Raw genomic sequence first — 25,168 nt, forward strand, 5'->3', positions numbered from 1 at the left:
AGCCCATGGCCATCCAAGCTTTCCGCCCCGTCCTCATCACCCGCAACACCTGCCGCATCTGCGGCTCCCGCAGCCTCACTCCCGTCGTCAGCCTTGGAGACCAGTTTATTGGCGGTGTGCTGGCCAGCGAGGACGGCAGCGCGCTCATCAAACGCAAGGTGCCGCTCGATCTCGTGCGCTGCGACCCCTCCCAGGATGAAAACGCCTGCGGCCTCGTGCAGATGCGCCACTCCGTGCCGCCGAAGGTTCTGTATCACCGCTACTACTACGAGTCCGGCATCAACCAGTCCATGATCGACAACCTCACGGGCATCACCCAGCTCGTGGAGCAGACCGTGGGCCTGCGTGAAAAGGACATCGTGCTCGACATCGGTTGCAACGACGGCACGCTGCTCTCCAGCTACAAGACCAAGGGCCTGCGCCACATCGGCATCGACCCCTCTGACGTGGCCCTCAAGGCACGTGCCAAGGGTTTCACGGTGGTGAATGACTTCTTCTCCGCCCGCGCCTTCAAGAGCATTCACGCCACGGAAAAGGCCCGCGTGGTGACGAGCATCTCCATGTTCTACGACCTGGAAAACCCGCACGCCTTTGTGCAGGACATCGCCGACGTGCTGGCCACGGACGGCATCTGGATCCTGGAGCAGAGCTACCTCCCTGCGATGCTGGACATCAACAGCTTTGACACCATCTGCCACGAGCACCTGGAGTACTACTCGCTGGCAGTGCTGGAGCGCCTGTTTGGCGACCACGGTCTGGAGGTCATCGACGTGCATCTCAATGATGTGAACGGCGGCAGCTTCCGCCTCGTCGTCGCCAACGCCGGGCAGGTGAAGCCATCCGCCGAAGCCGCCGCCCGTGTGCAGGAACTGCGCATCCGCGAGTTTGAAATGGCGCTGGACTCCGACGCGCCCTACGCCGTCTTCCGCGACAACATCGAGCGCATCCGCATCGACCTCGATGCCTTCCTCAAGAAGGCCAAGGCCGAGGGCAAGCTGGTGCACGGCTACGGTGCCTCCACCAAGGGCAGCACCACCCTGCAGTACTGCAATGTGACGCCGGACCTGGTGCCTGCCATCGCTGACCGCAACCCGATCAAGTGGGGCAAGTACACCATCGGCACGCAGATCAAGATCATCTCCGAGGAGGAATCCCGCGCCGCCAAGCCGGACTACTACCTCGTGCTGCCGTGGCACTTCATGCCGGAGTTCCTCAAGCGTGAGAGCGACTTCCTGGCCCGCGGCGGCAAGTTTGTGGTGCCGATGCCCCAGGTGCATCTGGTGGGCTGAGTTCCGCTTCGATCTCTTCAAATCAGCTCCGGTGCCGCAAGGGCCGGAGCTTTTTTCGTTTTGAGGGCAGCTGGACTATGGGGATCTTCGCTGAATTTGGAGTGCGGTCGCGGAGGGAGGAACGACCGCAGCTACCGCTTTCCGATGGCCGGGTGGAGGAGCGGGCATCTTCGAGCCTTCGAAGGTAGAGGCTCTCACTGGACATGCAGCTCTCGAGAGGCAGGAATCCTGAGCCTGCCTCGAGACTTTCGAAAGCGGCAGCCTCACTCGTTCCTCGTGCTTTCGCCGCATGGTTTAAAAACGCGATGCCGGCATTTCCTGGAATTGAATGCCTCTCCTGCGCATCAAATTCCACATCCGCTTGAATCCCACGCCGCGCTCGCTCGTCTAGCCTCTCCATGACTCTTGCGCCTGCTCCCATGACCAACAGCGCTGCCCTGCGCCGCCTGCTCGTGTTTGCACGCGCGCACTGGCGGATCGCGCTGCTGCAGCTCGGGCTGGCGGTGGCGGGCACGGGGTTGATCTATGTCTTTCCGGGGGTGGTGCGCTGGTTTGTGGATGAGATCATCCCGCAGCGGCGTGCGGACCTGATCTGGCGCGCGGGTGGCCTGGCGCTGCTGGCCTTTGCGCTGCGTGAGGGGCTTTTCTATGTGCGCACCCGGGTGAACTGCACCTTTGAGCAGCGCATGATCACCGACCTGCGCGGGCGGCTGCACCGCAAGATGGCGAGGCTGCCGCTGGGGTGGTTTGACCACCAGAGCACGGGAGACATCCTCACCAAGCTGGCGGATGATGTGCCTGCGACACAGCGCGTCATTTTGGAAGGCATCGAGCAGGGCTGCACGGCGCTGTTGCAGATCCTCGTCACCGCCATCGTCATGATGGTGGCGGACATGAAGCTGGCGCTGCTGGTGCTGGCGCCCACTCCTTTCATCGCGGCTGGCGGGTGGATCTACTCGCGCTGGGTGTCTCCGCGTGCCACGGCGGCACGGGAGGCCACCAGCGCGCTGAATGCCACGCTGCACGACACGATCTCGGGCATCCGCCAGATCAAGAGCTACACGGCTGAGGAGATGCGGCAGTGGCGGTTTCTGGCCGCCAGCCAGCGGCTGCAGGACCGGCAGACGCGGCTGATGGCGGCGTGGGCCTTTTATGCGCCGTCCATGACGCTGCTGGGAAATGCGGGCCTCGTGCTGCTGCTGATGGCGGGCTCTTGGTGGTGCGTGCAGGGGGCGATGACAGCGGGGCGGCTCATGGAGTTTCTGCTGCTCGTCGGCTTTCTGTATGAGCCCATCTCCCGCCTGCATGGGGTGAACCAGACGCTGCTCAGCGGACTGGCTGCTGCGAAGCGCGTCTTTGCCATCCTCGATGACGAAACGGAGGAAGATCTCGATGCCGGGGAGTCGCTCTCTGCAGTGCGCGGCGAGGTCGAATTCAACGGTGTCACCTTCGGCTATCGCGATGACAAGCCGGTGCTGCATGACATCTCGCTCAAGGCGGCTCGGCATCAGACCATAGCCATCGTCGGCGCCACGGGCTCGGGCAAGAGCACGCTCTTCCAGCTGCTCACGCGTTTCTACGATCCGCAGGGTGGCACCATCACGCTGGACGGCATTCCTTTGCCAAAGCTGAGCAAACGCTTCCTGCGCGCCACGCTGGCCTACGTGACGCAGGAGGCCTTTCTCTTTGCCGGAACCGTGCGCGACAACCTCCTGCTCGGTAAACCCTCCGCCACCGATGACGAACTCTGGGCCGCCCTGCGCGACGCCTGCGCGGAAGACTTCGTGCGCCGCCACCCCGAAGGGCTCGATGCCGAGGTGGGCGAGCGCGGCGTCCTCCTCAGCGGGGGGGAGCGCCAGCGCCTCGCCCTCGCCCGCGCCTTCCTCAAAGATGCCCCCGTGCTCCTGCTTGATGAAGCCACCTCCGCTGTGGATGTGAAGTCCGAGCACCTCATCCAGACCGCGCTGGCCCGCCTGCGCGCCAACCGCACCAGCCTCGTCATCGCCCACCGCCTCAGCACCATTGTGGAGGCAGACGTGATTTACGTGCTGCATCTGGGGCGCATTCTTGCCAGCGGCACGCACGAAGAATTGCTGCAGAGCTCATCGTATTACCGGGAAATGGCCGCGCTGGCGTTTGATGAAGGAGCGGCATGAGTCCGGAGTAGCGCGGGCAATCTTGCCCGCAAAGAGTGCGCTCTACACGGGCAGGATTGCCCGTGCTACTGACGGTGCACGATGCTCCGCCTCATGTATTCTACATTACCCAATCCGATTCACCCCAGACAACAAAAACGCCTGACCGTTTTCACGATCAGGCGCTCTTGAATGGATTCGATTCCGCAGAACTTAGTTCGCGCGGCCGAGGTAGGTGCCGTCTTCGGTCTTGACGCTGATCTTGTCGCCAGGGCCGATGAAGAGGGGGACCTGCACGCGCATGCCGGACTCCGTGGTGGCTTCCTTGTACACGTTGTTGGCGGAGTCGCCCTTCACGCCAGCAGGGCTGTCGGTGACGGTCATGATGATGTTGGCGGGAAGTTCGATGCCGGCGACGACGTCATCCGCAAAGACGACGAGGTACTTCTGGCCTTCGATGAGATAGCCGCGGGTCTTGGCGTCCAGCTTGTCCTCGCCGATGAGCACGTCTTCAAACGTTTCGGGATGGATGAAGTGGTAGCCGTCGCCGTCCTTGTAGCTGAATTCGTGGTTGTCCTTCACGAGGTTCACGGATTCGAGCGACTCATTGGAGGTCATGCGCAGGTTGTACATCTTGCCGATGGTGATGCTGCGGACGGACATCTGCACGAAGGAGGCCATGCGCGGAGGCGTCTTGAGTTCGGTGTCGGTGACGACGCAGACGTCGTTGTTGTAGCGGACGGCGTGTCCCTTGCGGAGATTGATAACTGGGGTGGCTGGCATAAGAGCGTGTTTCCTTGGCGAGTTTGGCGTGTTTTGCAAGCTCTGGTTCGCAACCGCCGACGGGCAGGGGAGTGGGCTGCATAGTGCGGGAACGGCCTCCAGCCAGCCAGGAGGGGGACCATCCAGGACCTTCGGCTTTGGGAAATCCGGGTGCGATGGACGATGCGGGCGCGTGAGGGATCAGGATGATCCCTCTCCTGCCGGAGGCACTGGGCGGGTTTGTAAGGAGTGGGACCATCCTGGTCCCACACGCTCCACAGACACCCCTTCATTCCGAGCTGGCAAGACGCGTTGCTTCTCTCGCACACACGGCCCTAGCTCAGCGCCAGCGCGCCGCCCTCACACAGCTCCTTTTTGCCAAAGGTCTGCAGATCGTGCCCCATGCCCTGCGCCACGGCCATCCAGAGGCGGTTGTGGGCGGCTTTGTCAAACTTGAGGCTGCGGCCCATTTTGAACCCGCAGCCGCCACCGATCATGATGTAGGGGATGTTGTCCAGAGTGTGGGTGTTGCCCTTGCCGAGTTCGTTGGTCCAGACGAGCAGGGTGTTGTCCAGCATGCTGCCGCCGCCGGTGGCCTCGGGAGTCTCGCTGAGGCGCTTGGCCAGGTAGGCGAACTCTCCGGCGAACCAGGTGTTGATCTTGAGCAGCTTCTCGTAGCTGTCTTTTTTGTCGTCGGGGTCGTGGGAGAGCGAATGGTGGCCCTCCTCCACACCGAGCCAGCGCATCTGCGCCATGCCCACGCTGCGCATGTACTGTAGCGTGCCGATGCGGGCCATGTCATTGGCCAGGGAATTGACGAGGAGGTCGATCTGGATGCGGCTGATCTGCGGCGTGTTGTCGTTCACCAGCTCGATGCTGGGATCCACCTGCGGCACGGGGTGCGCCAGCTTGCCCTGCTTGTCGGCATCTGCCAGGTCCTGCTCCATGCTGCGCACCAGCGTCATGTGCTGGTCCAGCAGGGCTTTGTCCCGCGCGCTGAGCTTGGAAGAGATGCGCTTCAGGTCGTCGCGCACGTCGTCCAAGATGCTGACGAGGCTGTCCTTGTCCTTCATCTTTCCATACACCTTCTTGAGAATCTGGTGCGGATCGTCGATGGGGGCCACGGGCTGGTTGCCACCGGCGTAGCACATGCGCGTCCAGGGATCGGCGCGCTCGGGCACGGCCACGCCGAACTCCAGGGAGCCAAAGCGCGTCTTGGTTTCCTTCTTGCTCTGGAGGAAGTTTTTGAGCTCCTGGTCGATGGAGATGTTGCTGGCCCATCCGGCGGGATTGCCGCCGCCGCCCATGATGTTGCCCTTGAGCAGTTCGTCGCAGGTGAGCAGGCAGCTCATGCCGCGCATGTGGCTGTCGCCATCGCCCTTCACCTTGTTGGCGATGCCGTGGAGGATGAGCATCTTGTCCTTGAATGCCTCCAGCGGCTTGAGGATGGACTTGAAGCTGAAATCCGCCCCCTCCTGATCCGGCCAGAACTCATTCGGCAGCGTGCCGTTCGGCGAAAACATGATGATCAGCCTCTGCTTGCGCTGCGGCGTGGGCGCACCCGTCAGGCTGGGCAGCCCGGCAAGAAAAGGCAGCGCCCCGGCGGAGATGCCGAGGTCGCGGAGAAATTCGCGGCGGTAGAGGTTTTTCATGGGGGGATGGGGGGCGGGCTGCCAGAGAGGCTCAATATTAATACCACCGCCGGGGAACCTATCTAGCACCGAGGCGCGGGCATTTATGATTTACGATTTACGATTGATGATTTGGAAGAGGCCGCAATGCGCTCCTCCTCTGAAATCATAAATTAAAAATCGTAAATCATAAATTCGCCCACATCCCACCTCACTCGCTTCTCACCTCACTCCACTTCCTTGATCTGAATGTGCCTGTACTCCATTACGCCGCGATCTCCCTCCAGGCCGATGGGGCCGGTGGCGGGGAGCTTGAGGGCGTCTTCGAGGACTTCGCCGTTGCAGGTGCAGTGGGCCACGCCGTCCTTCACTTCGACGATGATCTGGTTCCACTCCTGGGGCTTGTAGGCTTTCAGTTCCTTATACGGACCGGCCACGAGGTAGTCGCGGCACTGGAGCTGGGGCTTGCGGATGAAGACGCCGCTGTCGGCGTTCACGCTGGCGCGGAATTCGAGCTTGAGGGTGAAGTTCTTCGGGAACTCGGCCACGGTGTAGAGCTGTCCGGTGAGCTTGTCCATCTCCGTGGGGAAGGTCACGGCGATGACGCCGTCCTTCACGATGTACTTGCCCGCATCGGCGGCCTCGGTCTTGCCATCGTGCTTGGCGGTGATGGTGCCGGGGTTAGGGTCGTCCTTCTTGGTCTTCTCGCGGAAGCACCAGCCGGTGAGGTCCTTGCCATTGAAGAGGGAGGTGAAGCCCGCCTCCGGCTGCCAGTCCTCGGCATGCAGGGGAAGGGTGGCGAGGGCGAGGCAAAGGGCGGCGATGCGTTTCATGGTCGGGGCAGGGTGGGTGAAAGGAGAGAGCAGATAAACGCAGCTTTTTCTCCGGCCCTGCGGAAAAAAGCAAAACAAAACCGTGGGCGAAGCGGCCCGCAGCCAGCGGGGCGGCAGTCCCCTGATCGTCAGCGTCCGAAATCGCAGAGTCCTCCCCTGTTGCTCAGCAATAAGCTGCTTTCCGCCAGCCAGCGCATTCCATCCACCCACAGCCATGCAGTAGCGCCCACCTCGCAGTCGCTAACGTCTTTTTTTGTATGGCCCCTGCGTTGGGCGATGTCGGGCGGGAAGTTTTATCCTTGCGTGAATCCCGGGCTCCACAATATTCCTGGCATGAGAATGCTCCTCCTGCTGTCTCTGGCCTTGGGCGCTGTCGCAGCGGCAATCGCGGAAACCAAGCCCAAGTTTCAACTGGGCGCGATCTCCAAGGGCAGGACGATGCCCAGTTCCATACGCGTAAACGGCCAGTATCCTCCGGCAAAGGCGACGATCGAGTTCAGCGTGACACCCACGCAGGACATCCCGATGAAGGAGCTTGTAAACTTCATCTACTTCTTCAATGACCAGAACCAGCTGGTCCAGCAGAGGAGCGCGGCTCTGGACCTCGCCCGCATGAATTTTGACATGACCAAGACCCTGCAGAAGATGGAGGACTTGAGCCGCAAGACCAAGTCCGGGAGCTTCTCGGTGCCGGTGGATCTGCCGGAAACGGCACAGGCCGGCAAGAAATACCACTACCAGCATGTGATCCAGGAGAAGGACCCCAAATGGACCCACGTCGTGGTCGTGGCCGGCAGACGCGACGCCGACCTCAGCGCCCGGGTCTATCCCAAGACAGACCTCAAGTCCCTTAATTTCGCCGACAAAAGCAAGATCACCTACTGGTACCAGCCCTAGCCGCTGACGCCTTGCAGGCCGGGTGCTCCAACCCTAGTGTGTATGCCGCCTGTGTGGCGGTGGTTTGTGAAAATGGTGGAGGCGAGGGGAGTTGAACCCCTGTCCGAATCACCGTTGCCCGTAGCGTCTCCATGCTCAGTCTCATCTTTGGTCTCGGTGGGAGGCGGCTTGAGACAGCCTACTCTTCACCCAGCGTCCTGTTTGATCTCGTCTGTGACCCGGTCGCCCGGCCATCAGACCAGCCTGGTAGTGGCATCGTTCAGGCTACCAGACATTGCCTGAAGGATGTCGCAGTGCTTAAGCTGCGAGTGCTAGCTCGTTAGAGTTTGCATTTATGTTTTTGATCCGGTGTTTAACGAGGCCAACGAATCATCCTCGGCATGCAGCTCCGAACTAAGACGACCCGTCGAAACCAGTACGCCCCCGTTTTGGAGAGGATTCAAGATACCCCATCGCCGCGCAGGGTCAAGGGGCATCGGTAACAGCAAGGGGGCAGTAAGCGGCTGCTGCGCCAGTGGGCAGGCGTGGGGTTTTGGGAAGTGGCAGATGCTGCGGGATCCTTTTCCGGCCGATTTTCGTGCAGGAGGGGGCTCGACTGATTGACTGGCCACCAGCCACCGCATTCCCGCACTCGACAATCTCCATTCGTCATTCACCTTCACCGCCCCTCATGTCTGCCGCTCTGAAACTCCACGACACCCTCTCCCGCACCGACCGCGATGTCACGCCGCTCGACGGCAAAACACTGCGCTTTTACTGCTGCGGACCCACGGTGTATGGCCCGGCGCACATCGGCAACTTCCGCACCTTTGTGGCGCAGGACGTGATGCGCCGCGTGGTGGAGGCCTCCGGCACACCCACGCTGCATGTGCGCAATATCACCGACGTGGACGACAAAACCATCCGCGACTCGCAGAAGGCGGGGCAGACACTCACCGACTTCACCCAGGGCTGGACGCAGAAATTCCACGCCGACTGCGCTGCGCTGAACCTGCTGCCGCCGCATGTGGAGCCCAGCGCCGTGGCGCACATCCCGCATCAGGTGGCGATGATCGAAAAGCTCATCTCCGGCGGGCATGCCTACGCCGCCGCCGATGGCAGCGTGTACTTCCGCGTCTCCTCATTCAAAGACTACGGCCGCCTCAGCCACTTGGAGGACCGCGAGCTGCGCCTGGGGGCCAGCGAGGCCGCCAGCGCCACCGACAGCGACGAATACACCAAGGACTCGCTCACCGACTTTGCCCTCTGGAAAGCACGCAAGCCCGAAGACGGCGCCAACTACTGGCCCAGCCCCTGGGGCGAAGGCCGCCCTGGCTGGCACCTGGAGTGCAGCGCCATGATTCTCGAATACCTCGGCGAGGACTTCGATCTGCACAGCGGAGGTGTGGACCTCATCTTCCCGCATCATGAAAACGAGATCGCCCAGAGCTGCTGCAGCACGCACGGGAAGTTTGCGCATCACTGGATGCACGTGGCCCACCTCATGGTGGACGGCGGCAAGATGAGCAAGAGCATCGGCAATCTCTACACGCTGGCGGATCTGGCCGCGCGCGGCTACACCGCCGCCGAGGTTCGCTACGTGCTCATCTCCGGCCACTACCGCGCCCCGCTGAATTTCACCATGCACAGCCTCGACTCAGCACGTCAGGCCCTGCAAAAACTCGCGAAGGCCGACAAGGCGCTCGCCGCAGCAGTTCCAGCACTCCAGCACTCCAGCACTCCCGGCCCCTTCAGCGAAGCCTGGGAAACGCTGCTCAATGACCTCAACGTGCCCGGAGCCATGGGCGGCATCTTTGGCGTGCTGAACAAGCTCAAGCCCGCCGCGCTCTCCGCCGAAGAGGCCGCCGCAGCCCGCAGCGGCCTGCACTTCATGCTCGGTGCCCTTGGCATCGTGCTGCCCCCCGTGGCCGAAGACGCCGTGGCCGACGTGCCAGCCGAGATCCAGGCCAAGGCCCAGCAGCGCTGGGACGCCAAGCAGGCCAAAGACTGGGCCGCCGCCGACACCCTTCGCAAAGAACTCGAAGCCGCAGGCTGGCTCATCAAAGACAGCAAAGAAGGCTTCACCGTCGTGCCTAAGTGATCGGCGGAGTGTGATCGTCCCGATCCCCCCCTCCGTCGCTCAGGTGTGGCGGCGGCTGCTTAGCCTTGGCTGCGGGCCTGCGCGGCGTCCTCGGCCTTGGATTTCTCGATGTCTTCAAACGAGCGCCGCACCTTTTCGAGCTGCTGGCGGTAGTGCTGGGCGTCACCGTAGTCGAAGAAGAAGCGGTAGCGGCTGTGCATGGACTTCATGCGCAGCGCGTGCTTGATGGGGCACCAGTACTGCTCTGTGCGCGCGGCCACTTCGGAGGCGCAGGCGAGCACGCCGTTGGCGTAGCCGCAGTACTCGCAGTTAAATTTCTCCGCCCAGTTCAGGTAGGCCAGGTGGCGGCGGTCCAGCCGGATGTAGTCGCTGCGCTTCACCTTGGGGATGCCGTAAATGGGAAAGCAGATGGCCTGGTAGACGACCATGAACACGTCAAGGAGCACGATGGGGATGATACATGACCAGATGACGGGCGTGGTCAGCAGGATCATAAAGCGGGAGTCGCGGATGTAGGCGGTGAAGCGCTTGAGCAGCAGCCGGTGCTGCGCACGCGCCTCCTCGGTAAAGCGCACCCGGCCCTGGCGCACCTCGTAGAAAAATTCCATCTCCTTGCGCTGCAACTCGCGCAGGATTTCCTTTTCCAGCGACTGCATGCGCTCCAGCAGGGTTTCGAGCTTTTCATTCATGGGGCCAAGGGTAGGGGATGAGGCTGCAGGGGTGGTACGCTTTTTGTGGGGCGGTTCTGGCGCAGGCGCCGGGCGGCCCGGGGCAAAAACTGTGGACGGGAGATGGCAGCGGGGTGAAAAAATATCGCACGCCGGGCCCGGCTTGCTGTGGAGTTTTTCTTGCGGCCTGTGCCGACCCCCACCATTCATTGCGCATGAGCAAACCCTGGGATGTCATCATCATCGGCGGCGGGCCTGCGGGAGCCACGGCTGCGGCCACGCTGCGTCAGGACGGTCGGTCAGTCCTCGTGCTGGAAAAGTCCCGTTTCCCGCGTTTTCACATCGGCGAGTCGCTGCTGCCGTACAATCGTGAAATCTTCGATGAGCTGGGCGTCTGGGCGAAAGTGCAGTCGGCAGGCTTCATGGTGAAACGCGGCGCGCAGTTCTGGATGGGCGACGGCTCGATCCATACGCGGATGAATTTCTCACGCGGCTCCTTCACCGAGTTTCCCGAGTCCTTGCAGGTCGAGCGTGCGAAGTTTGACGACATCCTGCTGCGCCATGCCGAGGGGCTGGGCGCGGAGGTGCGTGAGGAGGCGCTAGTCATGGAGCATCGCGTTGAAAAAGACCGCGTCACCGTGAAGTATCGCGACAAGGACGGTACGGAGCATGAGGTGCAGGCCGCGTTTCTCATGGACGCCAGCGGGCTGGGCAACTTCACCGCAAACCGCGAAAACCTGCGCGAGTACTACCCCGGGCACAAAAAGATCGCCATCTTCGGCCACTACAGCGGCGTGCAGATGACCACCGGGGAGGAGAAGGGGGACATCCTGATCATCCGCCGCGAAAACTCGTGGTTTTGGATGATCCCGCTGCAGGACGACAAAACGAGTGTGGGTCTGGTGCTGGACCAAGCAGACTTCAAGGCGCTGAAGCAGGACCCGCAGCAGGCCTTTGATGACGCGGTGCTGAGCACCCGCGCCGTGCACGACCGCATGATCAATGCGAAGCCCATCACACAGGGGCATGTGCTGACCGATTTCTCCTACACGAACCGCAGACTTGTTTCCGACCGCCTTGTGCGCGTGGGAGATGCGGCTGGGTTCATCGACCCCATTTTTTCCAGCGGGGTGATGCTGGCCATGATCAGCGCCCGCCAGGGGGCGCAGGCCGTGCACGCCGCCCTCGCCAGCGGCAAGGCACGCACCTTTGGCATGAAGCGCTACGAGTGGGCCACGCGCCGGCATGTGAGCCGCTTCTGGCAGTTCATCGAGCGGTTTTACACCCAGCATTTCGCGCAGCTTTTCTTCCAGCCAACCAACCGGTTTCGCGTGGTCTGCGCCATCAACTGCGCCCTGGCCGGCCGTACCCGTATGACCCTAGGCACCTGGTGGCGGCTGCGCCTGTTCTTCACCCTTGTGTGGATCCAGAAACGCTTCCCACTGGCGAAGCCGATCAAGATTCAGTGATGGGACTGAAGACAGCCTTGCAGCTGTGCAACAAGGGAGGCTCCGCGACGCTGGGCGATGACAGTCCGGGACTGATGAGCCTTCAGATGTAGGCGTAGCGAGTCGATGTAGGCGTAGCGAGTCCTTGTTCCGCAGGGATAAGGCTACTTTGAGCCCAGCCTCACCCGCAGCATCGGCGCAGACCGCGTTCCGTTTTCTTTGGTGGCAAATGCGTGCACGAGGCCGCTGTCCTGGGTTTCATTGGTTTCGCGGCAGATGATCAGGGTGGCGATCTGGTTGGTGTCGGCGTTGAGGAAGTCGGCCAGGTCTATGCCGCGCAGCTTGCGGGTGCCGCGGTTGATGCCCTGGGCGATCTCAAATTTCCCCAGCAGCTTCACCTTGGCGGCCACGGGGAGGTGGCGCTCGGGCTGGGCGGGGTCGTGCGCGGGGGCCTGCTGCCAGGTCAGACCGCTCTCCTCCCAGGCGTCGGTGCTTTCGTCCAGCACGCCATAAACGGCAAAGGTGCTGTCCGGCACAAAGCTGGCAAAGCCGAGCTCACTGGGCTCGATGGTGAGCACGAGCTCCGCATCCTGGATACTGCGGCCGCTGAATTTGCTGAGGTCAAAGGCGATGTAGCCCTTGCGGTTGAGGTCGGGCTTGGTGTCGCCGCTGTGCTTCACACGGAAAAAGGGATGGGTGCCAAAGTCATGCGGGGCTTTGTCGGAGGACTGGATGTAGCTGTCCTTGCCATGGCCAAAGGCGGTGGTGATGGCCTGCCAGCCGTCTCCGGCGTCCATGACAACGGCGGGCTGCCAGCGGCTGGGCTCGGCATCGGCGTCATCGCCGGCGGAGGGATGCATCTGCTTCTGCGACCAGCCACGGTCCACGCGCTGGCCTTTCTGCAGCTTTTTGGAGGCGGCACCGGATTTGTCGTCCACCTCCACGAGGCCCTCCATCACCTGCACGAGGTACTTGCCGTCCTCTCCGGCGCTCAGGCCGAACTTGGTGCCCCAGTCGATGACTTTGGCGTCCTTGGTATCAATGCTGAATCCTTTGGCCTGCGGGGGCACTTCCGCGACGAGTGTGCCGCGGCGCAGCTTGCAGTTCATGCCGTCCAGCACCTCCACGGTGGCGGGGGCCTCCAGCACCAGCTCCGCGCCGCTGTCAAAGCGGATGACGGCGAGGCCCTCCATGAGATCGAGCATGCCCGGCTTGAGGCGCGCGCCCTCCACGGTGGGCAGGCTGCTGCCGGCCCACTGGCACTGCTGCGCACGCACCAGTGTGGCCACGGTGCCGTCCCGGTGGCCCTGCAGCCAGAAGAAGCCCAGAGTCACGCAGGCCGCCGCAGCGGCGGTGATGGCATGCCGCCACCACACGGTGCGCGGTGCAGGGGCGGGGGCTGGCTCTGCCTGCGAATGCCAGGAGTCGTCAAAGCAGAGCTCGGCACGCTGATGCAGGGCCTTGGCAAAGAAGGCGCGCGAGGCTGCGTTGTCGCGCAGTTCGGTCTCCAGCGCGGCAAGCTCCTCCGCTGTGAGCTTGTCATCGGCGTAGCGTTCGGAGAGTTCCAGCAGGCGAAATTGATCGGCGGGCTTCATGCTTCGGCTCCTTCCAGTTTGAGTTCCTTTTCCACGCAGGACATGAGGTTCATGCGGATGCGGCTCAGCGCGCGGTACACAGCCCCCACGGTGCTGCGGATGCGCTCTGCCACGCCATCGATTTCAAGGTCTTCAAAGTAGCGCAGGGTGATGAGCTGGCGGTGCGCGGCGGGAAGCTTGGCAACGCAGGTGCGCAGGGCATCGCCACGGCGGTCTGTGCTGTCGCTGAGCTTGGAAACCTCGTCGTGCAGCAGCTCCAGCACCTCGTCGCTCAGCGGGGTGGCCTCGCGTTTTTTCTGGCGGCGGTGAGTGAGGATCTGATGAAAGGCGGTCTTGCGCGCCCAGGCGAGGAAGTTGGTGCCGGGCTCAAACTGGTCAAAGCAGCGCCAGAGGATCATCTTGGTCTGCTGGAGAATGTCCTCCGCATCATGCGGGGCTGGCACCAGGCTGTAGACGTACACGCCCAGGGCGCGGTCGTGCCGCGTGAGCAGTTCGAGGAATTCCTGGGTGCGGTCGGGGGAGGACATGGCGTGGTCGTGAAGGCGGCATATGAGCCGCCCTATGACTTGTACAGTCGCCTGCGGCATTCAGTTGGACAAAATATTTCCCACCCAGCAGCCCGCTCAAGTGCCAAGGCTTGGCCTCTTTTTGAGCACCACGGCAAAAAGGGCGAAAATAGCCGTCTGCAGAGCGCTGAACCATCCCTTTTAAGCTCGAGCAAGCCTGATGCAACCTTTCGACAAAGCGAACAAAGTCAGGATGAACCACGGGGACACGCCAGCAGGCGGCGAGGATTGTGCGTTCGACATTACGCGGTGAATGTAAAACATGAGAGGCAGACCAAGGGTGGCTGCCCCGGCAGATTGAGAACGGCGCCTTTCATAAATTCACAGGCAAAGAGCACCTGCCATGGTTTCTGTCAGCCGCCGCGTGCGATGAGGCAGGCCTGATTCGCCTTCAGCGCCTCACTCAGTGGGCCGGGGCTCGATCGTCGCGTCGATCTTCTTCAGCGCGACCCACAGCGCCGGGTCTTCCGGGTGGCCGTTGAAGAGGACTTTGCCTTCAGGGGAGAGCAGCACCATGCGCGGGATGGTGGCGATCTCCAGCGCCTGGGTGTAGGGGCGCTCGGCGGGCTCGATGAGCCAGGGCAGGCTGGCATTCTGCTCCTGGCGGATGCGCTCTGCCGTGGCCTCCGCGTTTTCATCGTCCTTGTTGATCGCCGCCACAACAATGCCGTGGGAGGTAAGAGCCCCCGCTTTGGCCTTGAGAGCAGGCATCAGCTTCATGCACGGGCCACACCAGGAAGCCCAAAAGTCCACCAGCAGCGCCTTCTTGCCACCCAGCACGTCATGCAGCGTGGTGGCCTCCCCGCCGGAGGTGGTCAGCGGCGTTTTCAGGTCGATCACGAGCTCCGCCATCTTGGCCTCCAGGCGAAACTTTTCCATGGCCTGGATGAAGACGGGCGCCTGCTGCGGGCTGAGCCAGATGGCCTCCAAGATGTTCTGCTTGAAGCCCACCGCATCTCCGGCCTGGGAGGCCTTCATCGCCTTGATGTAGGAGATGAAGCTCTTCACCGTTTCCAGGCTGGGCAGCGCCACGGCATTGGCTGGGTCAAAGCTGCTGGCCAGAATCTCCACCTCCGGCAGGATCTTCACCAGAAAAGGCGTGCTCTGCTGGCGCAAGCCCCAGATGAGCTTCGCCTCGATGATCTGCTGGCGAGGGACGCCGGCCTTGTTTGCCTCCTTGGCCAGTACCTGCAGGTCCTCCTCCGAGATGTCCTGCGAAAAGAGCTTTTGCATCAGCGCCTGGGCACCGGCGGCGGCCTCCCCCGCAGCGGGAGCCTGGGCATTCAGGGAAAGCTGGCAGCAGCAGCTGAAAAGCAGAACAAAAATGGCAGATTTCATGAAGGGGAAAAGCGTCCCGATTTTTGTGACCAATGTCGAGCAGAAAGTGACCATCGAACCGCAGAATGAAAGATGCCCGCTGTGGGATGCGACTCCTTTGCTTCTCTCACCCATCCATGAAACGAACACTGACCCTGACCCTCCTGCTCGCCGCCGCCGCATTCTGCCGCGCCGAGGACAATGTACCACCACCCGGATTCACCGCGCTCTTCAACGGCAAGGATCTTTCCGGATGGTATGGCTGGGGCACCCAGGACCCGAATGACCTCTGGAAGATGACCCCGGAGGAGCTGGCCGCGTACAAAAAGAAATCCATCGAGGGCGGCCTCGTGGATGCCAAAGGCAACGACAAGGGCGACCACGTCAACGCTCACTGGAAAGTCGAGGACGGTCAGCTCGTCAACGACGGCAAAGGTTTGTACCTCACCACAGACAAGGACTACGGCGACTTTGAACTCATGGTCGATTACAAAATGCTCCCTCTTGGCGACAGCGGCATCTACCTGCGCGGCATCCCGCAGGTGCAGATCTGGGACTTCACGGAGAAGGACGAAAAAGCCGTCGCACTCGGCAAGCCCTTCGGTTCCGGCGGCCTCTGGAACAACAAGAGCCCCGAGGGCAAAAACCCCACCAAGCTCATGGACAAGCCTCTCGGCGAGTGGAACACCTTCCTCATCCGCATGGTGGGCGAGCGCGTGACCGTGACCTTCAACGGCGAAGTCGTGGTGAAAAACGCCGTGCTGGAAAACTTCTTTGCCAACCGCAAGGCCGGCTACCTGGCCTACGGCAAAAAGGACGCCAAGGCCGAGGCAAAGCCCGCTGAGAAAATGCCCAACGGCTTCTTCCCAGATCCTGCCTTTGCCAAAGGCCCCATCCAGCTCCAGACCCACGGCAGCGAGATCCGCTGGAAGAACGTTTACATCCGCGAGATCCCCGCTGAAGAAGCCAACAAGGAACTCGCAGGCAACTGGGCCGAAGACGGCTTCAAGGAATACGTCAACGGCAAGGACCTCAGCAACTGGCAGGGGGCCGTGGACAGCTACGAAGTGGTGGACGGCGCGATCACCTGCAAGCCCGGCAAAGGCGGCGACCTGCTGACCAAGGACGAATTTGAAAACGGCATCATCCGCGTGGAGTTCAAGCTCCCCCCTGCCGGCAACAACGGCATCGCCCTGCGCACCCCTCTCGGCGGCCATTCCGCCTCTGATGGCCTGGAGCTTCAGGTCATCGACAGCGACGGCTACAACGCCAAGCAGGCCGCCGCCGGCAAAAAAGGCCTGGAGCCCTACCAGTACCACGGCTCCCTCTACCATTGCGCTGGTGCCAAGCACGGCTACCTCCGCCCCGTGGGTGAGTGGAACTTCCAGGAAATCCAGGTCGATGGCCAGAAGATCAAGGTCATCCTCAACGGCACCAAGATCCTCGACGTGGACATCGACAAGCTCGATCGCAGCCTGATCGCCCACCCGCCGAAGGGCCTGGACCACACGAAGGGCTTCATCGGCTTTGCAGGACACAGCGATCCTGTGGTGTTCCGCAGCTTCAAGGTGAAGGCGAAGTAAGCGCCGGGAGTTCTCTGCAGCCAAGTCTCAGTAACCCGTCAGGCCGAAAGGTCTGACGGGTTTTTTGTGGGGAAGTAGTGCGGGCAATGCTGCCCGCAGAGAGCGCTTTCTACACGGGCACGATTGCCCGTGCTTCCTGCGGCCCACCTCACGCCGCCTCCGCGATCGCCGCTGGCTCAGCCGTCTCCTTAAACTCCAGCTCCTGCTCGATGCGGAGATTCTCCACGATGTAGCTCTGGCGCTCAGGAGTGTTTTTGCCCATGTAGAAGGAGAGCATCTCCTTCACGCTGCGGTGCTCGGAGGGGAGGGCGTTGCCGTCGGCGTCGGTTTCGTGGTCACGGATTTTCACGGGCTCCAGACGCATGTGCGGGCCGATGAAGTGCTTGAACTCATCCGGGCTGATCTCGCCCAGACCCTTGAAGCGGGTGATCTCGGCGCTTTTGCCGCAGCGGTGGATGGCGCGCTGGCGCTCCTCGTCGCTGTAGCAGTAGTAGGTCTCCTTCTTGTTGCGCACGCGGAAGAGCGGCGTCTGCAGGATGTACAGGTGTCCTTTGCGCACCAGCTCGGGGAAGAACTGCAGGAAGTACGTGATCATCAGCAGACGGATGTGCATGCCGTCCACATCGGCATCGGTGGCCAGCACCACGCGGTTGAAGCGCAGCTCCTCCAGGTCTTCCTCAATTTGTAGCGCGTTGGCCAGGAGATAAAACTCCTCGTTCTCATACACGATCTTGCGGGTCAGGCCGAAGCAGTTCAGCGGCTTGCCGCGCAGGCTGAAGACGGCCTGCGTCTCCACATCGCGGCTCTTGGTGATGCTGCCGGAGGCGCTGTCACCCTCGGTGATGAAGAGGGTGCTTTCCTCGCGGCGCTTGTCCTTGGTGTCAAAGTGGATGCGGCAGTCGCGCAGCTTCTTGTTGTGCACCTTGGCCTTGCGGGCGTTTTCACGCGCCGCCTTCTGGATGCCGCTGATCTCCTTGCGCTCTTTTTCGTTGGAGTTGATCTTCTCCTGCAGCGCCTTGGCGATGTCCGAGTGTTTGTGCAGGAAGTTGTCGAGCTGGGCGCTGATGACGCTGGTGACGTGGCCACGCAGGTTGCGCCCGTTGGGCTCCATGTGGGTCGATCCCAGCTTGGTCTTCGTCTGCGACTCAAACACGGGCTCCTGAACCTTCACGCTCACGGCGGCGATGAGGCTGCCGCGCACGTCGGCGGGGTCGAACTGCTTTTTGTAAAACTCACGGCACTCCTGCACGATGGCCTCGCGGAAGGCAGCCAGATGCGTGCCGCCCTGCGTGGTGTGCTGGCCGTTGACGAAGCTGTAGTACTCCTCGCCGTAGCCCGTGCCATGGGTGAAGGCCACCTCCACGTCCTTGCCTTCCAGGTGGATGATGGGGTACTGCGGCTCCTCGGTCAGCTTGGAGCGGATCAGATCCATCAGGCCGTCCTTGGACTTGAACTTCTCCTCACCCGCCGGGGTCTTGAGGAGCAGGGAGAGACCTGGATTCAGCCAGGCGTAGAAGCGCAGCATCTCGCGCACAAAATCCAGGCGGAAATGCGTGTCGTCAGCAAAGCTCTCCGCATCCGCACGGAAGGCGATGCGTGTGCCGTTTGGCTCGTCGCAGGGCTTGGGCTTGCCCATGTCATAGACCACGAGGCCCTGGCTGAACTCGATGGAGCGCGTCTGCTTCTCACGCACGGCCTGGATTTCGAAGAATTCGGAAAGGGCGTTCACCGCCTTGATGCCCACGCCATTGAGGCCGACGGATTTTTTGAATGCTTCGCTGTCGTACTTCGCACCCGTGTTGATCTGCGCGGCGCACTCCAGCAGCTTGCCCAGCGGGATGCCGCGCCCGTAGTCGCGCACCGTCACGGTCTGGTCGTCGGTGATGGTGATCTCGATGGAATTGCCAAAGCCCATCACATGCTCGTCGATGCAGTTGTCCAGCACCTCCTTGAGCAGCACGTAGATGCCGTCCTCCGGCAGGGAGCCGTCTCCCAGCTTGCCGATGTACATGCCCGGGCGCAGGCGGATGTGCTCGCGCCAGTCGAGGGATTTGATGGAGTCTTCAGTGTAGTTGTGGGCAGGAGCAGGGGCGGCCATGGCGGAGGGGCAAAATCAGAATTCTAGCCTCTGAAATGGCAGAGGGGCAGGGGGGTGTCAAGGGGGTGTACTGCTCATACGAGCAGCGAAAAGGGAGGGGGAATGACGAATCACGAAATCCGAATGACGAAATAATGCCGAAGCTCGAATGCGCATACGCGTTGCAAGGGGGCTGCGCGTTACGGCTCGATGCTAGCTTCGGCCTTTGGCATTCGACCTTATTTCGTCATTAGGGCTTACTCATTCGTCATTTTCCTGGAGCTCAGTCCTTCACGCTCTTCCGCGCCTCCGTCACCAGATTCATGAAAAGCTCGCGCTGTTCAGCGAGGGCTGCCACGCGGTCTCCGGCGGGCAGCTTGTGGGCCTCCAGGCAGACGTGGCCTTCGTAGTCGGCCTCCACGAGGAGTTTGGCCAGCTTGTCCAGAGGGTAGGTGCTCTGGTTCACGCCACGGATGTGCGTGGTGTGGCCCAGAAGGTCTTTGACGAGGGCAAAGTTGGCCTCCAGTCCGGCGCCGTTGAGGTCGGTGTCGTTGGAGTTCCAGCACACACGCACGTTGTCACGGGCGGCGGCGTCCATGATGGTCTTGATGTTCGGCAGCTCGGAGGTGTCCTTGCCGTGCACCTCCAGGCGGATCTCCTGGCCAAAGCCCAGCGCGTAGTCTCCCAGTTCAGCCAGCGCCTTGCCGATCTGCACCAGCGTTTTTTCCGCCGGCACGTCCTTGGGCAGCGCGTTGGGCTTCACCTTCACGCCGGTGCCGCCGAGGTCGTGGCAGAGCTTGATGTACTGCTTGGCTCCTTCGATGTTCTTCTTCACCTCATCCTCCTTGGGGGAGTGAAATTCGTAGTTCGTTCCCATGCCCAGCAGGTCCACGGGCGAATCTTCAAACTGCTTCCTCACTGCGGCGCGCTCCTCGGGCGTGAGGGCGGGGCTGACCTTGTGCGCGTGGTCGATGCGGAGCTCCACGCCCAGCACCTGCGCGGTTTCACAGTTTTTCAGCAGCGTGGGCAGGTCCCAGTCCGCGCCCCACATGTAGGTGACGAGGCCAAACTGGATGTTCTCCCCCTTGTAGCTGAGCTTGGAGTCGGCGGCAAAGGCGGCTGCGGCACTGGTGCCGAGGACGGTGTGGAGGAAGTGGCGGCGGGAGGGCATGGTGGTGGTGTTTAACGCCCGCCATTTGCTTCTCATTGCAGGCACCTGCCAAAACTCATGCCATCACGGCGCTTCCTGCGCGGCTTTTTTCTCCGCTGCGATGTCCTTGCGGCGGAAGCCCTGCACGCGGCCGTTGCCCTTGTAGAGGTAGATTTTTTTCACGTCCTCCAGCCGCATGATCACCCACGGGGAAAGGATGTTCCGGCCGTTCTTGGTGTAGACGATGTTGTCTGCCAGATGCACGCAGGAGTGGAAGGCGTCCCCCGTGGTGTTGTCCAGGAAGAAGAGGATGTCGGCAAACTGGTAGGGAGGCTCCACGGGCACAAACTGCTCCAGCACCTGGCTGGTGGCCAGCCGTGCGTCCAGCAGGTACTCGTGCGGCTCGTAGTTGAAAAAATTGAGCGAGGTCCAGTGGCAGTCCGGCATGATGCCGTGCTTGGCCATGTCCAGGCCGGGGTAGGTGTAGAGCAGTTTGCGCGCGAGGGCTGGCAGGATGTGCACAATGCCGAGATCATCCACCCCATCGAGCTCGATGATGGAGCGCACCAGGGGCTCCAGGTCCTTGCGGCGGATGCCCGTGCCAAAGCTCCAGTACTTGATGACCTCATCGGCGTTGGAGTTTTTGTCCAGCTTGAGGCGGATCATCAGGTTGCGCGTGCGTGTGCAGGCTTTGAAGATGGCGCGGGCCTCGGAGTCTGACTGCGCGTAGTTCAGCAGCGCAGGGATGTCGCTGAAGGCCGTGGCCTCGCCGCGGGCATAGCTGAGCTTGCTGATCTTGTTGATGATTTCAGGCCGCAGCTTGCTTCCTTTGTACCACTCCTCCACCGTGGTGCCAATGATGAGCACCGGGTCGGCGTGGTATTCGTTTTCGGGGTACTTTGCCAGTTCCGTATAGATCACCGCACGGGTCTCCGGAGTCAGGGCCTCCAGCTCTGCCAGCGGGGGGAGAAGGTGCACGTAGGCACCCTCTTTGACCATGTGTTTCGGGTCCAGCAGCGTAGCGATGAGAGACTGGGAAATGCCTGCCTTGCTGAGGAAGGAGGGCAGGTTCAGCAGCGCGGCGGCTGGAAAGGTCCAGCGCGGCACGGGGCTGGGCAGCGGGAATTCTTCGATCAGGCTGGCCGGAGCCTCCAGGTAAACGTAGGCGCACTTCATCTGCCCCCACGGGCCGGGGTTGGCATCAAAGACGGCCGGGTCTTGCGTGGGTGCAACTGGCTGCGGCGTGCCGAGCCCGGTGCCACTGAGGATGACACTGAGATTGTTGTTCTGGCCGGGCATCTGACCCGCTGCTTCAGGCTGCGTCAGCAGTCCGAGAACGGCTGTCGCCAGCAGGGGAAGGCGGGTGCTGCGAGCTGCAAAGATGTTTTCTCGAAGGCTCCTGAGGGGGAATAAGGGGCGGGAGACTGGAGGCATTGGGGGCGTGAGGTGTGCACAGAAATGCACAGAAAAAGTGGCAGTCCCCTGGGTTGGCGGGGCTCAGATTTTACAAACGTGAAGCAGGATTGAAAAAAATCATCCTGAATCCGCATGCAGCGCAAAATCTCCACTGCTGGCGTAAATGTTAGTCGTGGTTCCGGCCAGCGGGGCCATTTTTGTCCCTTCACTTAACGCAGTGCCGCCATCAAGAATGAGAGTGCGCCGCCTGCTGCCGGAAGGCAACAGGCTGGCGCACACGCGCAGCCGCTGAGGCCGCTGCTCCTTGCGTGATGCAAGGGGGGAGGGGACTCTGCTTGAGAGCCGGTCCTATCCCGTGAGGGTGGCGTATTTACGGCTTGAAAGCCCGCACCGCCGTGACTTTGGCCCTGCGGCTGACGTGGTGGCTGTCTGTCGGCAGCTCCAGCTCCTCGCCGACAGCCTTGCCGATCAAGGCTTTGGCCGACTCCGAGAGGTAGCTGATGATGTTCTTGTCCAGGTCGCCGTCCCAGGCTCCCAGGATGGTGAAGGTCTCCTTCTCACCGGAAGGGATGTCCTCGACGTCCACGACGGTGCCGATGCCGACCTTGTCCGTAGGCACGTTCGCAAAGTCGGTGCCGCGGGCGTTGCGCAGCTCGCGTTCCAGCTTGCCCTGCATACGCAGCAGGACGGACTGCTGGTCGCGCGCGGCCTTGTAGCCGCCGTTTTCGCGCAGGTCACCCTCATCACGGGCGATCTGGATCTCGCGCTTGTTTTCCGGGATCTTGACGTTGACCAGGTCTTCCAGCTCTTGCTTTTTCTTCTCCAGGCTTTCCCAGGAGACGATGAGGGAGTCATCCTTGTGGGTGGCCGAGGCGTTTTCGTCCATCAGGGCCTCCATTTCAGGGCGCACCTTGATGATGCGGGCCATCAGGGAGCGGCGGGTGAGCTCGTCAAAGAGGGATCCGTTGATCAGGCGTTTGGCCAGCAGGCGTACATCCTCCTCCTCTGCCTCCGCCACCATTTCGCCCAGCAGCGTCTTGTCATCTGAGAGCAGGTCCTGCAGGCGGCCGGTGCGCTTGGGCCCGCCCTCCATGTGGTCGCTCTCAATGACACCGAGGATGGCATGACCCAGATCAATGTCGAAGACGGACTCCGCCAGGCCTTTGCGCTCGCGGGCCATCCAGATCAGCAGATCAGCGGAGAGCATGCGGTTGCGCAGGGATTTCTTCAGGGCTTCTGCCAGCACGTCGAGCTCGTCGTTGGCATCCAGCACGGTGGCGATCTCGGCCACGGCGCGTCCGCCGGTCTTGGTGAGGTGGTGCAGGATCTCGGGCACCCAGCCACGGTTTGGGAAGGCCTCGGGGAAGGCACGGTAGATGCGTGCCAGGAAGCCGGAGGAGAGGCCCTTGATGGCGTCTGCCAGCACTTCCTTGGTCTCGGTGATCAGGTCGGAAATTTTCATGGACCCCATCGGCGAGCTCGCCTCCAGGCTTTCGATGAGTTCGTCGCGTGCCAGCAGGAGTTGCAGGCACTCCTTGAGGTTGAGCTTCACGCTCTTGCGTGCGGAGTCTGAGATGTCCTGGAAAACGGGGATCAGCTCGGTCTTCGGATCGCTGAAGAGGTCAATGTCCTTCTGGATGCTGGCCAGCGTGGCGAGCTTGGACTTCAGGTCACGGGCGGCGAGGAAGGACTTCACCATCTGCGTGCCGGGGTTTTCCGCCTGGTCACGCAGCACCAGCTTCTCGGTGCGCTTGGCCGGAACGACGATGTGGCGGTGCGTCTTGAGCGCGCGCTTGGCGCCTTCCCACCACTTCTTGTAGTCGGCGTCGGAGACGATGCGGCCCTTCAGCAGCTTTTCCAGGTCGTCCAGGTGCAGGGTGTTGCCGCTGCTCTTCAGCGCCAGTTCCACTAGTGCAGGCGGATTCTTGGCAGCCATTTCCTTCAGCGAGTCGAGGTCTGCCAGACGGCGGGCCAGGAGGTGGTCGGGGGAGATGATTTCCAGCGAACTGATGGCAAAGGCGAGCTTGAGCGGATGGCCGGGCTTGCCTTCAAAGTCGATCAGCAGGCGGTCACCCAGCAAATCCCATTCGGCGATCTTGCCGACGCCCCAGCTTTTGTGCAGAACGAAAGTTCCGGGTTCAAGTTTGGAAAGTTTTTCGCCGTCAGCAGCAGGGAGCTTGCCTGCAGCCACAATGTTTTGCACCTCTGGATTCATGGGACGCTTAGAGTAAACAGTCGTGACGTGTAGGCAAAGGAAACCTGTGACGGATTCGCCCTTCTGCTCCAGGGTGGCAATCAGTGTGTCAGTCAATCAGTAAATCAGTGGCGGCGGGCCTGCCACACCACTGATTCACCGGAATCACCACGCCAGGCACCACAGCACCTTCAAATACCGGCTCTCCGGGCAGTTGGACATCACCGGATGGTCGGTCCCGGCTCCGGTGCGGTCAATGATCTGCAGGCGGCGCTTGTTGCGGTGCGCGGCACGCATCACGATCTCCTCAAACTCAGCGACATCCAGCAGGCCGGAGCACGAGCAGGTGACAAAGAGGCCACCGCGCTTCAGCAGGCCCAGCGCCACGGCGTTCATGTCAAAGTACTTGTTGCGGCCCAGTTGGCCTTCCTCTGCATCGCGGGAAAAGACGAGCTTTGGCGGGTCCAGCACCACAGCATCCCAGAGCGCGCCGTTTTGCTGCATCTGGCGGCTCCACGTGAAGGTGTCAGCATGCACCCAGTCGATGCGGACCTGGTTCAGGTCTGCGTTTTTCCTGGCCTGGGCGATGGCTTTTTCATCCAGGTCCACCCCGGTCACATCCTCGCAGCCGCCGGATACGCGTGCGCTGAGGGCAAAGCCTCCCGTGTAGCTGCACAGGTCCAGCACCCGCCGTCCATGTGCAAGCTTGCCAAATTTCAGGCGGTTGTCCCGCTGGTCGCAGAAAAAGCCGGTCTTGTGCCCGTCCTCAAAGCTCACCTGGTAGCGCACGCCATTCTCGCGGATGCGCACGCTGCGTGGGGCGGGGGCGTCCGCCTCCGGCACGTCGGCGTATCGCATGCCCTCGATCCGGGCGATGTCCGGATCGACCTCGATGAGATGCTGCTTGGTGCCCAGCGCGGCGTGCAGCTTGGGCAGCCAGCGGGAAAGACGGCGCCACACACCGAGGGTGGTCACTTCGATGGAAAGCACGTCCGCGTAGCGGTCCACGACCAGGCCGCTGAGGCCGTCGCCATCGGAGGAGATCACGCGCCAGGCATCCGTGGTCTCATTCAGCCGGAGAGTCTTCAGGCGCAGGTCCAGCGCGGCATCCAGCCGTGCGTCCAGCAAGTCCTCATTCAGCACCTCCTCGCCGTGCTGGAGCACGCGCAGCGGCACCTTGGCATTCGGATTGTAAAAGCCGCTGCCAAAGATCTGCCCCTCCTTGTCATACACGTTCACCAGATCGCCAGGGCCCGCGTCCGGGGAGACGGCGCGGAGCATGTTCGGATACACCGCAGGGTGGAAGGAGAAGTATTTCATCTGCGCCCAGGGTCGCAGCCAGTTCTCGCTGCCAGCAGGGGGCGGAGCGGGAGATTCACGGCGGGGATAACGTGGGGGAGGGGGCATGACAGAAGTTGGCGGTTGTTAGCAGTGGCTGAAGGCCCGCTGAGCGGGCGCTTGCCGTGGTTTGCCAGAACCTCTTTCCACAGCCAGCCCCCCTCAACAACTGCAAACCATTGCCAACAA

General features: G+C 62.0%; 18 protein-coding genes and 1 other RNA gene. 6 read left to right on the plus strand and 13 right to left on the minus strand.

Going from position 1 to position 25,168, the window contains the following annotated elements:
* Window positions 1-5: 5 nt before the first annotated feature.
* Together ACFQDI_RS12050 and ACFQDI_RS12055 are read left to right on the plus strand one after the other, a co-directional pair.
* Window positions 6-1,289 carry a class I SAM-dependent methyltransferase gene (locus ACFQDI_RS12050; RefSeq protein ID WP_377166831.1) on the plus strand — a complete coding sequence of 428 codons (1,284 nt, stop codon included), beginning with the start codon at window positions 6-8 and terminating at the stop codon, window positions 1,287-1,289.
* A gap of 398 nt (window positions 1,290-1,687) precedes the next feature.
* Window positions 1,688-3,445: an ABC transporter ATP-binding protein gene (locus tag ACFQDI_RS12055; protein WP_377166833.1), complete on the plus strand. Its 1,758-nt coding sequence runs from the start codon at window positions 1,688-1,690 to the stop codon at window positions 3,443-3,445.
* A gap of 192 nt (window positions 3,446-3,637) precedes the next feature.
* Here the strand turns inward: ACFQDI_RS12055 and ACFQDI_RS12060 are convergent, their stop codons facing one another.
* From ACFQDI_RS12060 to ACFQDI_RS12070, 3 genes are all read right to left on the minus strand, one after another.
* Window positions 3,638-4,207, minus strand: a complete 570-nt coding sequence (locus ACFQDI_RS12060; RefSeq protein WP_184338114.1) for an elongation factor P — start codon at window positions 4,205-4,207, stop codon at window positions 3,638-3,640.
* Between the two features lie 314 nt (window positions 4,208-4,521).
* Window positions 4,522-5,838, minus strand: a complete 1,317-nt coding sequence (locus tag ACFQDI_RS12065) for a DUF1552 domain-containing protein (RefSeq protein WP_377166835.1) — start codon at window positions 5,836-5,838, stop codon at window positions 4,522-4,524.
* 206 nt (window positions 5,839-6,044) lie between these two features.
* Window positions 6,045-6,650 carry a 3-keto-disaccharide hydrolase gene (locus ACFQDI_RS12070; RefSeq protein ID WP_377166837.1) on the minus strand — a complete coding sequence of 202 codons (606 nt, stop codon included), beginning with the start codon at window positions 6,648-6,650 and terminating at the stop codon, window positions 6,045-6,047.
* A gap of 333 nt (window positions 6,651-6,983) precedes the next feature.
* On the opposite strand from ACFQDI_RS12070, the gene ACFQDI_RS12075 reads away from it, so the two are divergent.
* On the plus strand, window positions 6,984-7,547 hold the full coding sequence (locus tag ACFQDI_RS12075; RefSeq protein ID WP_377166839.1) for an early set domain-containing protein: 564 nt from the start codon (window positions 6,984-6,986) through the stop codon (window positions 7,545-7,547).
* Window positions 7,548-7,620: 73 nt separating this feature from the next.
* Here ACFQDI_RS12075 and ssrA read toward each other — a convergent pair.
* Window positions 7,621-7,972: a transfer-messenger RNA gene (ssrA, locus tag ACFQDI_RS12080) on the minus strand.
* A 245-nt stretch (window positions 7,973-8,217) separates the two neighbouring features.
* Between ssrA and cysS the strand changes: the two genes are divergently transcribed.
* Window positions 8,218-9,627 carry a cysteine--tRNA ligase gene (cysS, locus tag ACFQDI_RS12085; protein ID WP_377166841.1) on the plus strand — a complete coding sequence of 470 codons (1,410 nt, stop codon included), beginning with the start codon at window positions 8,218-8,220 and terminating at the stop codon, window positions 9,625-9,627.
* Between the two features lie 59 nt (window positions 9,628-9,686).
* Here cysS and ACFQDI_RS12090 read toward each other — a convergent pair whose 3' ends face one another.
* Window positions 9,687-10,316 carry a hypothetical protein gene (locus tag ACFQDI_RS12090; protein WP_377166843.1) on the minus strand — a complete coding sequence of 210 codons (630 nt, stop codon included), beginning with the start codon at window positions 10,314-10,316 and terminating at the stop codon, window positions 9,687-9,689.
* Between the two features lie 194 nt (window positions 10,317-10,510).
* Here ACFQDI_RS12090 and ACFQDI_RS12095 point away from each other — a divergent pair, with 194 nt between their 5' ends.
* Complete coding sequence (locus ACFQDI_RS12095; RefSeq protein WP_377166845.1) at window positions 10,511-11,764, plus strand: NAD(P)/FAD-dependent oxidoreductase; 1,254 nt, start codon at window positions 10,511-10,513, stop codon at window positions 11,762-11,764.
* A gap of 143 nt (window positions 11,765-11,907) precedes the next feature.
* On the opposite strand, the gene ACFQDI_RS12100 is transcribed toward ACFQDI_RS12095, so the two are convergent.
* The 3 genes from ACFQDI_RS12100 to ACFQDI_RS12110 form a co-directional block, all read right to left on the minus strand.
* Entirely contained in the window at window positions 11,908-13,338 is a 1,431-nt protein-coding gene (locus ACFQDI_RS12100; protein ID WP_377166847.1) for a DNRLRE domain-containing protein, read from the minus strand.
* Window positions 13,335-13,865 carry a sigma-70 family RNA polymerase sigma factor gene (locus tag ACFQDI_RS12105; RefSeq protein ID WP_377166849.1) on the minus strand — a complete coding sequence of 177 codons (531 nt, stop codon included), beginning with the start codon at window positions 13,863-13,865 and terminating at the stop codon, window positions 13,335-13,337. Before ACFQDI_RS12105 ends, ACFQDI_RS12100 begins: the two co-directional genes overlap by 4 nt.
* A 438-nt stretch (window positions 13,866-14,303) precedes the next feature.
* Window positions 14,304-15,242, minus strand: coding sequence for a TlpA family protein disulfide reductase (locus ACFQDI_RS12110; RefSeq protein WP_377166851.1), 939 nt, complete (start codon window positions 15,240-15,242; stop codon window positions 14,304-14,306).
* A 116-nt stretch (window positions 15,243-15,358) separates the two neighbouring features.
* Here ACFQDI_RS12110 and ACFQDI_RS12115 point away from each other — a divergent pair, with 116 nt between their 5' ends.
* Window positions 15,359-16,804, plus strand: a complete 1,446-nt coding sequence (locus tag ACFQDI_RS12115) for a 3-keto-disaccharide hydrolase (protein WP_377166853.1) — start codon at window positions 15,359-15,361, stop codon at window positions 16,802-16,804.
* A gap of 148 nt (window positions 16,805-16,952) precedes the next feature.
* Here the strand turns inward: ACFQDI_RS12115 and ACFQDI_RS12120 are convergent, their stop codons facing one another.
* The 5 genes from ACFQDI_RS12120 to ACFQDI_RS12140 form a co-directional block, all read right to left on the minus strand.
* The gene (locus ACFQDI_RS12120; protein ID WP_377166855.1) at window positions 16,953-18,902 is read right to left on the minus strand and encodes a DNA topoisomerase IV subunit B; all 1,950 of its coding nucleotides are present in this window, start codon (window positions 18,900-18,902) and stop codon (window positions 16,953-16,955) included.
* Between the two features lie 262 nt (window positions 18,903-19,164).
* Entirely contained in the window at window positions 19,165-20,052 is an 888-nt protein-coding gene (locus tag ACFQDI_RS12125; RefSeq protein WP_377166857.1) for a sugar phosphate isomerase/epimerase family protein, read from the minus strand.
* A 63-nt stretch (window positions 20,053-20,115) separates the two neighbouring features.
* Window positions 20,116-21,465, minus strand: coding sequence for a hypothetical protein (locus tag ACFQDI_RS12130; RefSeq protein WP_377166859.1), 1,350 nt, complete (start codon window positions 21,463-21,465; stop codon window positions 20,116-20,118).
* 352 nt (window positions 21,466-21,817) lie between these two features.
* Window positions 21,818-23,662, minus strand: a complete 1,845-nt coding sequence (locus tag ACFQDI_RS12135) for a GreA/GreB family elongation factor (protein ID WP_377166861.1) — start codon at window positions 23,660-23,662, stop codon at window positions 21,818-21,820.
* Window positions 23,663-23,806: 144 nt separating this feature from the next.
* Entirely contained in the window at window positions 23,807-25,048 is a 1,242-nt protein-coding gene (locus tag ACFQDI_RS12140) for a class I SAM-dependent rRNA methyltransferase (RefSeq protein WP_377166862.1), read from the minus strand.
* Window positions 25,049-25,168 lie beyond the last annotated feature (120 nt).

The sequence above is a fragment of the Prosthecobacter fluviatilis genome, assembly GCF_042655725.1.
Taxonomy (GTDB): Bacteria; Verrucomicrobiota; Verrucomicrobiia; order Verrucomicrobiales; family Verrucomicrobiaceae; genus Prosthecobacter; species Prosthecobacter fluviatilis.

Coding starts and splice junctions, on each gene's coding strand:
- ACFQDI_RS12130 (WP_377166859.1), bottom strand. CDS start 21,465: ATGCCTCCAGTCTCCCGCCCCTTATTCCCCCTCAGGAGCCTTCGAGAA.
- ACFQDI_RS12115 (WP_377166853.1), top strand. CDS start 15,359: ATGAAACGAACACTGACCCTGACCCTCCTGCTCGCCGCCGCCGCATTC.
- ACFQDI_RS12095 (WP_377166845.1), top strand. CDS start 10,511: ATGAGCAAACCCTGGGATGTCATCATCATCGGCGGCGGGCCTGCGGGA.
- ACFQDI_RS12110 (WP_377166851.1), bottom strand. CDS start 15,242: ATGAAATCTGCCATTTTTGTTCTGCTTTTCAGCTGCTGCTGCCAGCTT.
- ACFQDI_RS12100 (WP_377166847.1), bottom strand. CDS start 13,338: ATGAAGCCCGCCGATCAATTTCGCCTGCTGGAACTCTCCGAACGCTAC.
- ACFQDI_RS12060 (WP_184338114.1), bottom strand. CDS start 4,207: ATGCCAGCCACCCCAGTTATCAATCTCCGCAAGGGACACGCCGTCCGC.
- ACFQDI_RS12065 (WP_377166835.1), bottom strand. CDS start 5,838: ATGAAAAACCTCTACCGCCGCGAATTTCTCCGCGACCTCGGCATCTCC.
- ACFQDI_RS12090 (WP_377166843.1), bottom strand. CDS start 10,316: ATGAATGAAAAGCTCGAAACCCTGCTGGAGCGCATGCAGTCGCTGGAA.
- ACFQDI_RS12055 (WP_377166833.1), top strand. CDS start 1,688: ATGACTCTTGCGCCTGCTCCCATGACCAACAGCGCTGCCCTGCGCCGC.
- ACFQDI_RS12075 (WP_377166839.1), top strand. CDS start 6,984: ATGAGAATGCTCCTCCTGCTGTCTCTGGCCTTGGGCGCTGTCGCAGCG.
- ACFQDI_RS12120 (WP_377166855.1), bottom strand. CDS start 18,902: ATGGCCGCCCCTGCTCCTGCCCACAACTACACTGAAGACTCCATCAAA.
- ACFQDI_RS12070 (WP_377166837.1), bottom strand. CDS start 6,650: ATGAAACGCATCGCCGCCCTTTGCCTCGCCCTCGCCACCCTTCCCCTG.
- ACFQDI_RS12105 (WP_377166849.1), bottom strand. CDS start 13,865: ATGTCCTCCCCCGACCGCACCCAGGAATTCCTCGAACTGCTCACGCGG.
- ACFQDI_RS12140 (WP_377166862.1), bottom strand. CDS start 25,048: ATGCCCCCTCCCCCACGTTATCCCCGCCGTGAATCTCCCGCTCCGCCC.
- ACFQDI_RS12050 (WP_377166831.1), top strand. CDS start 6: ATGGCCATCCAAGCTTTCCGCCCCGTCCTCATCACCCGCAACACCTGC.
- ACFQDI_RS12125 (WP_377166857.1), bottom strand. CDS start 20,052: ATGCCCTCCCGCCGCCACTTCCTCCACACCGTCCTCGGCACCAGTGCC.
- cysS (WP_377166841.1), top strand. CDS start 8,218: ATGTCTGCCGCTCTGAAACTCCACGACACCCTCTCCCGCACCGACCGC.
- ACFQDI_RS12135 (WP_377166861.1), bottom strand. CDS start 23,662: ATGAATCCAGAGGTGCAAAACATTGTGGCTGCAGGCAAGCTCCCTGCT.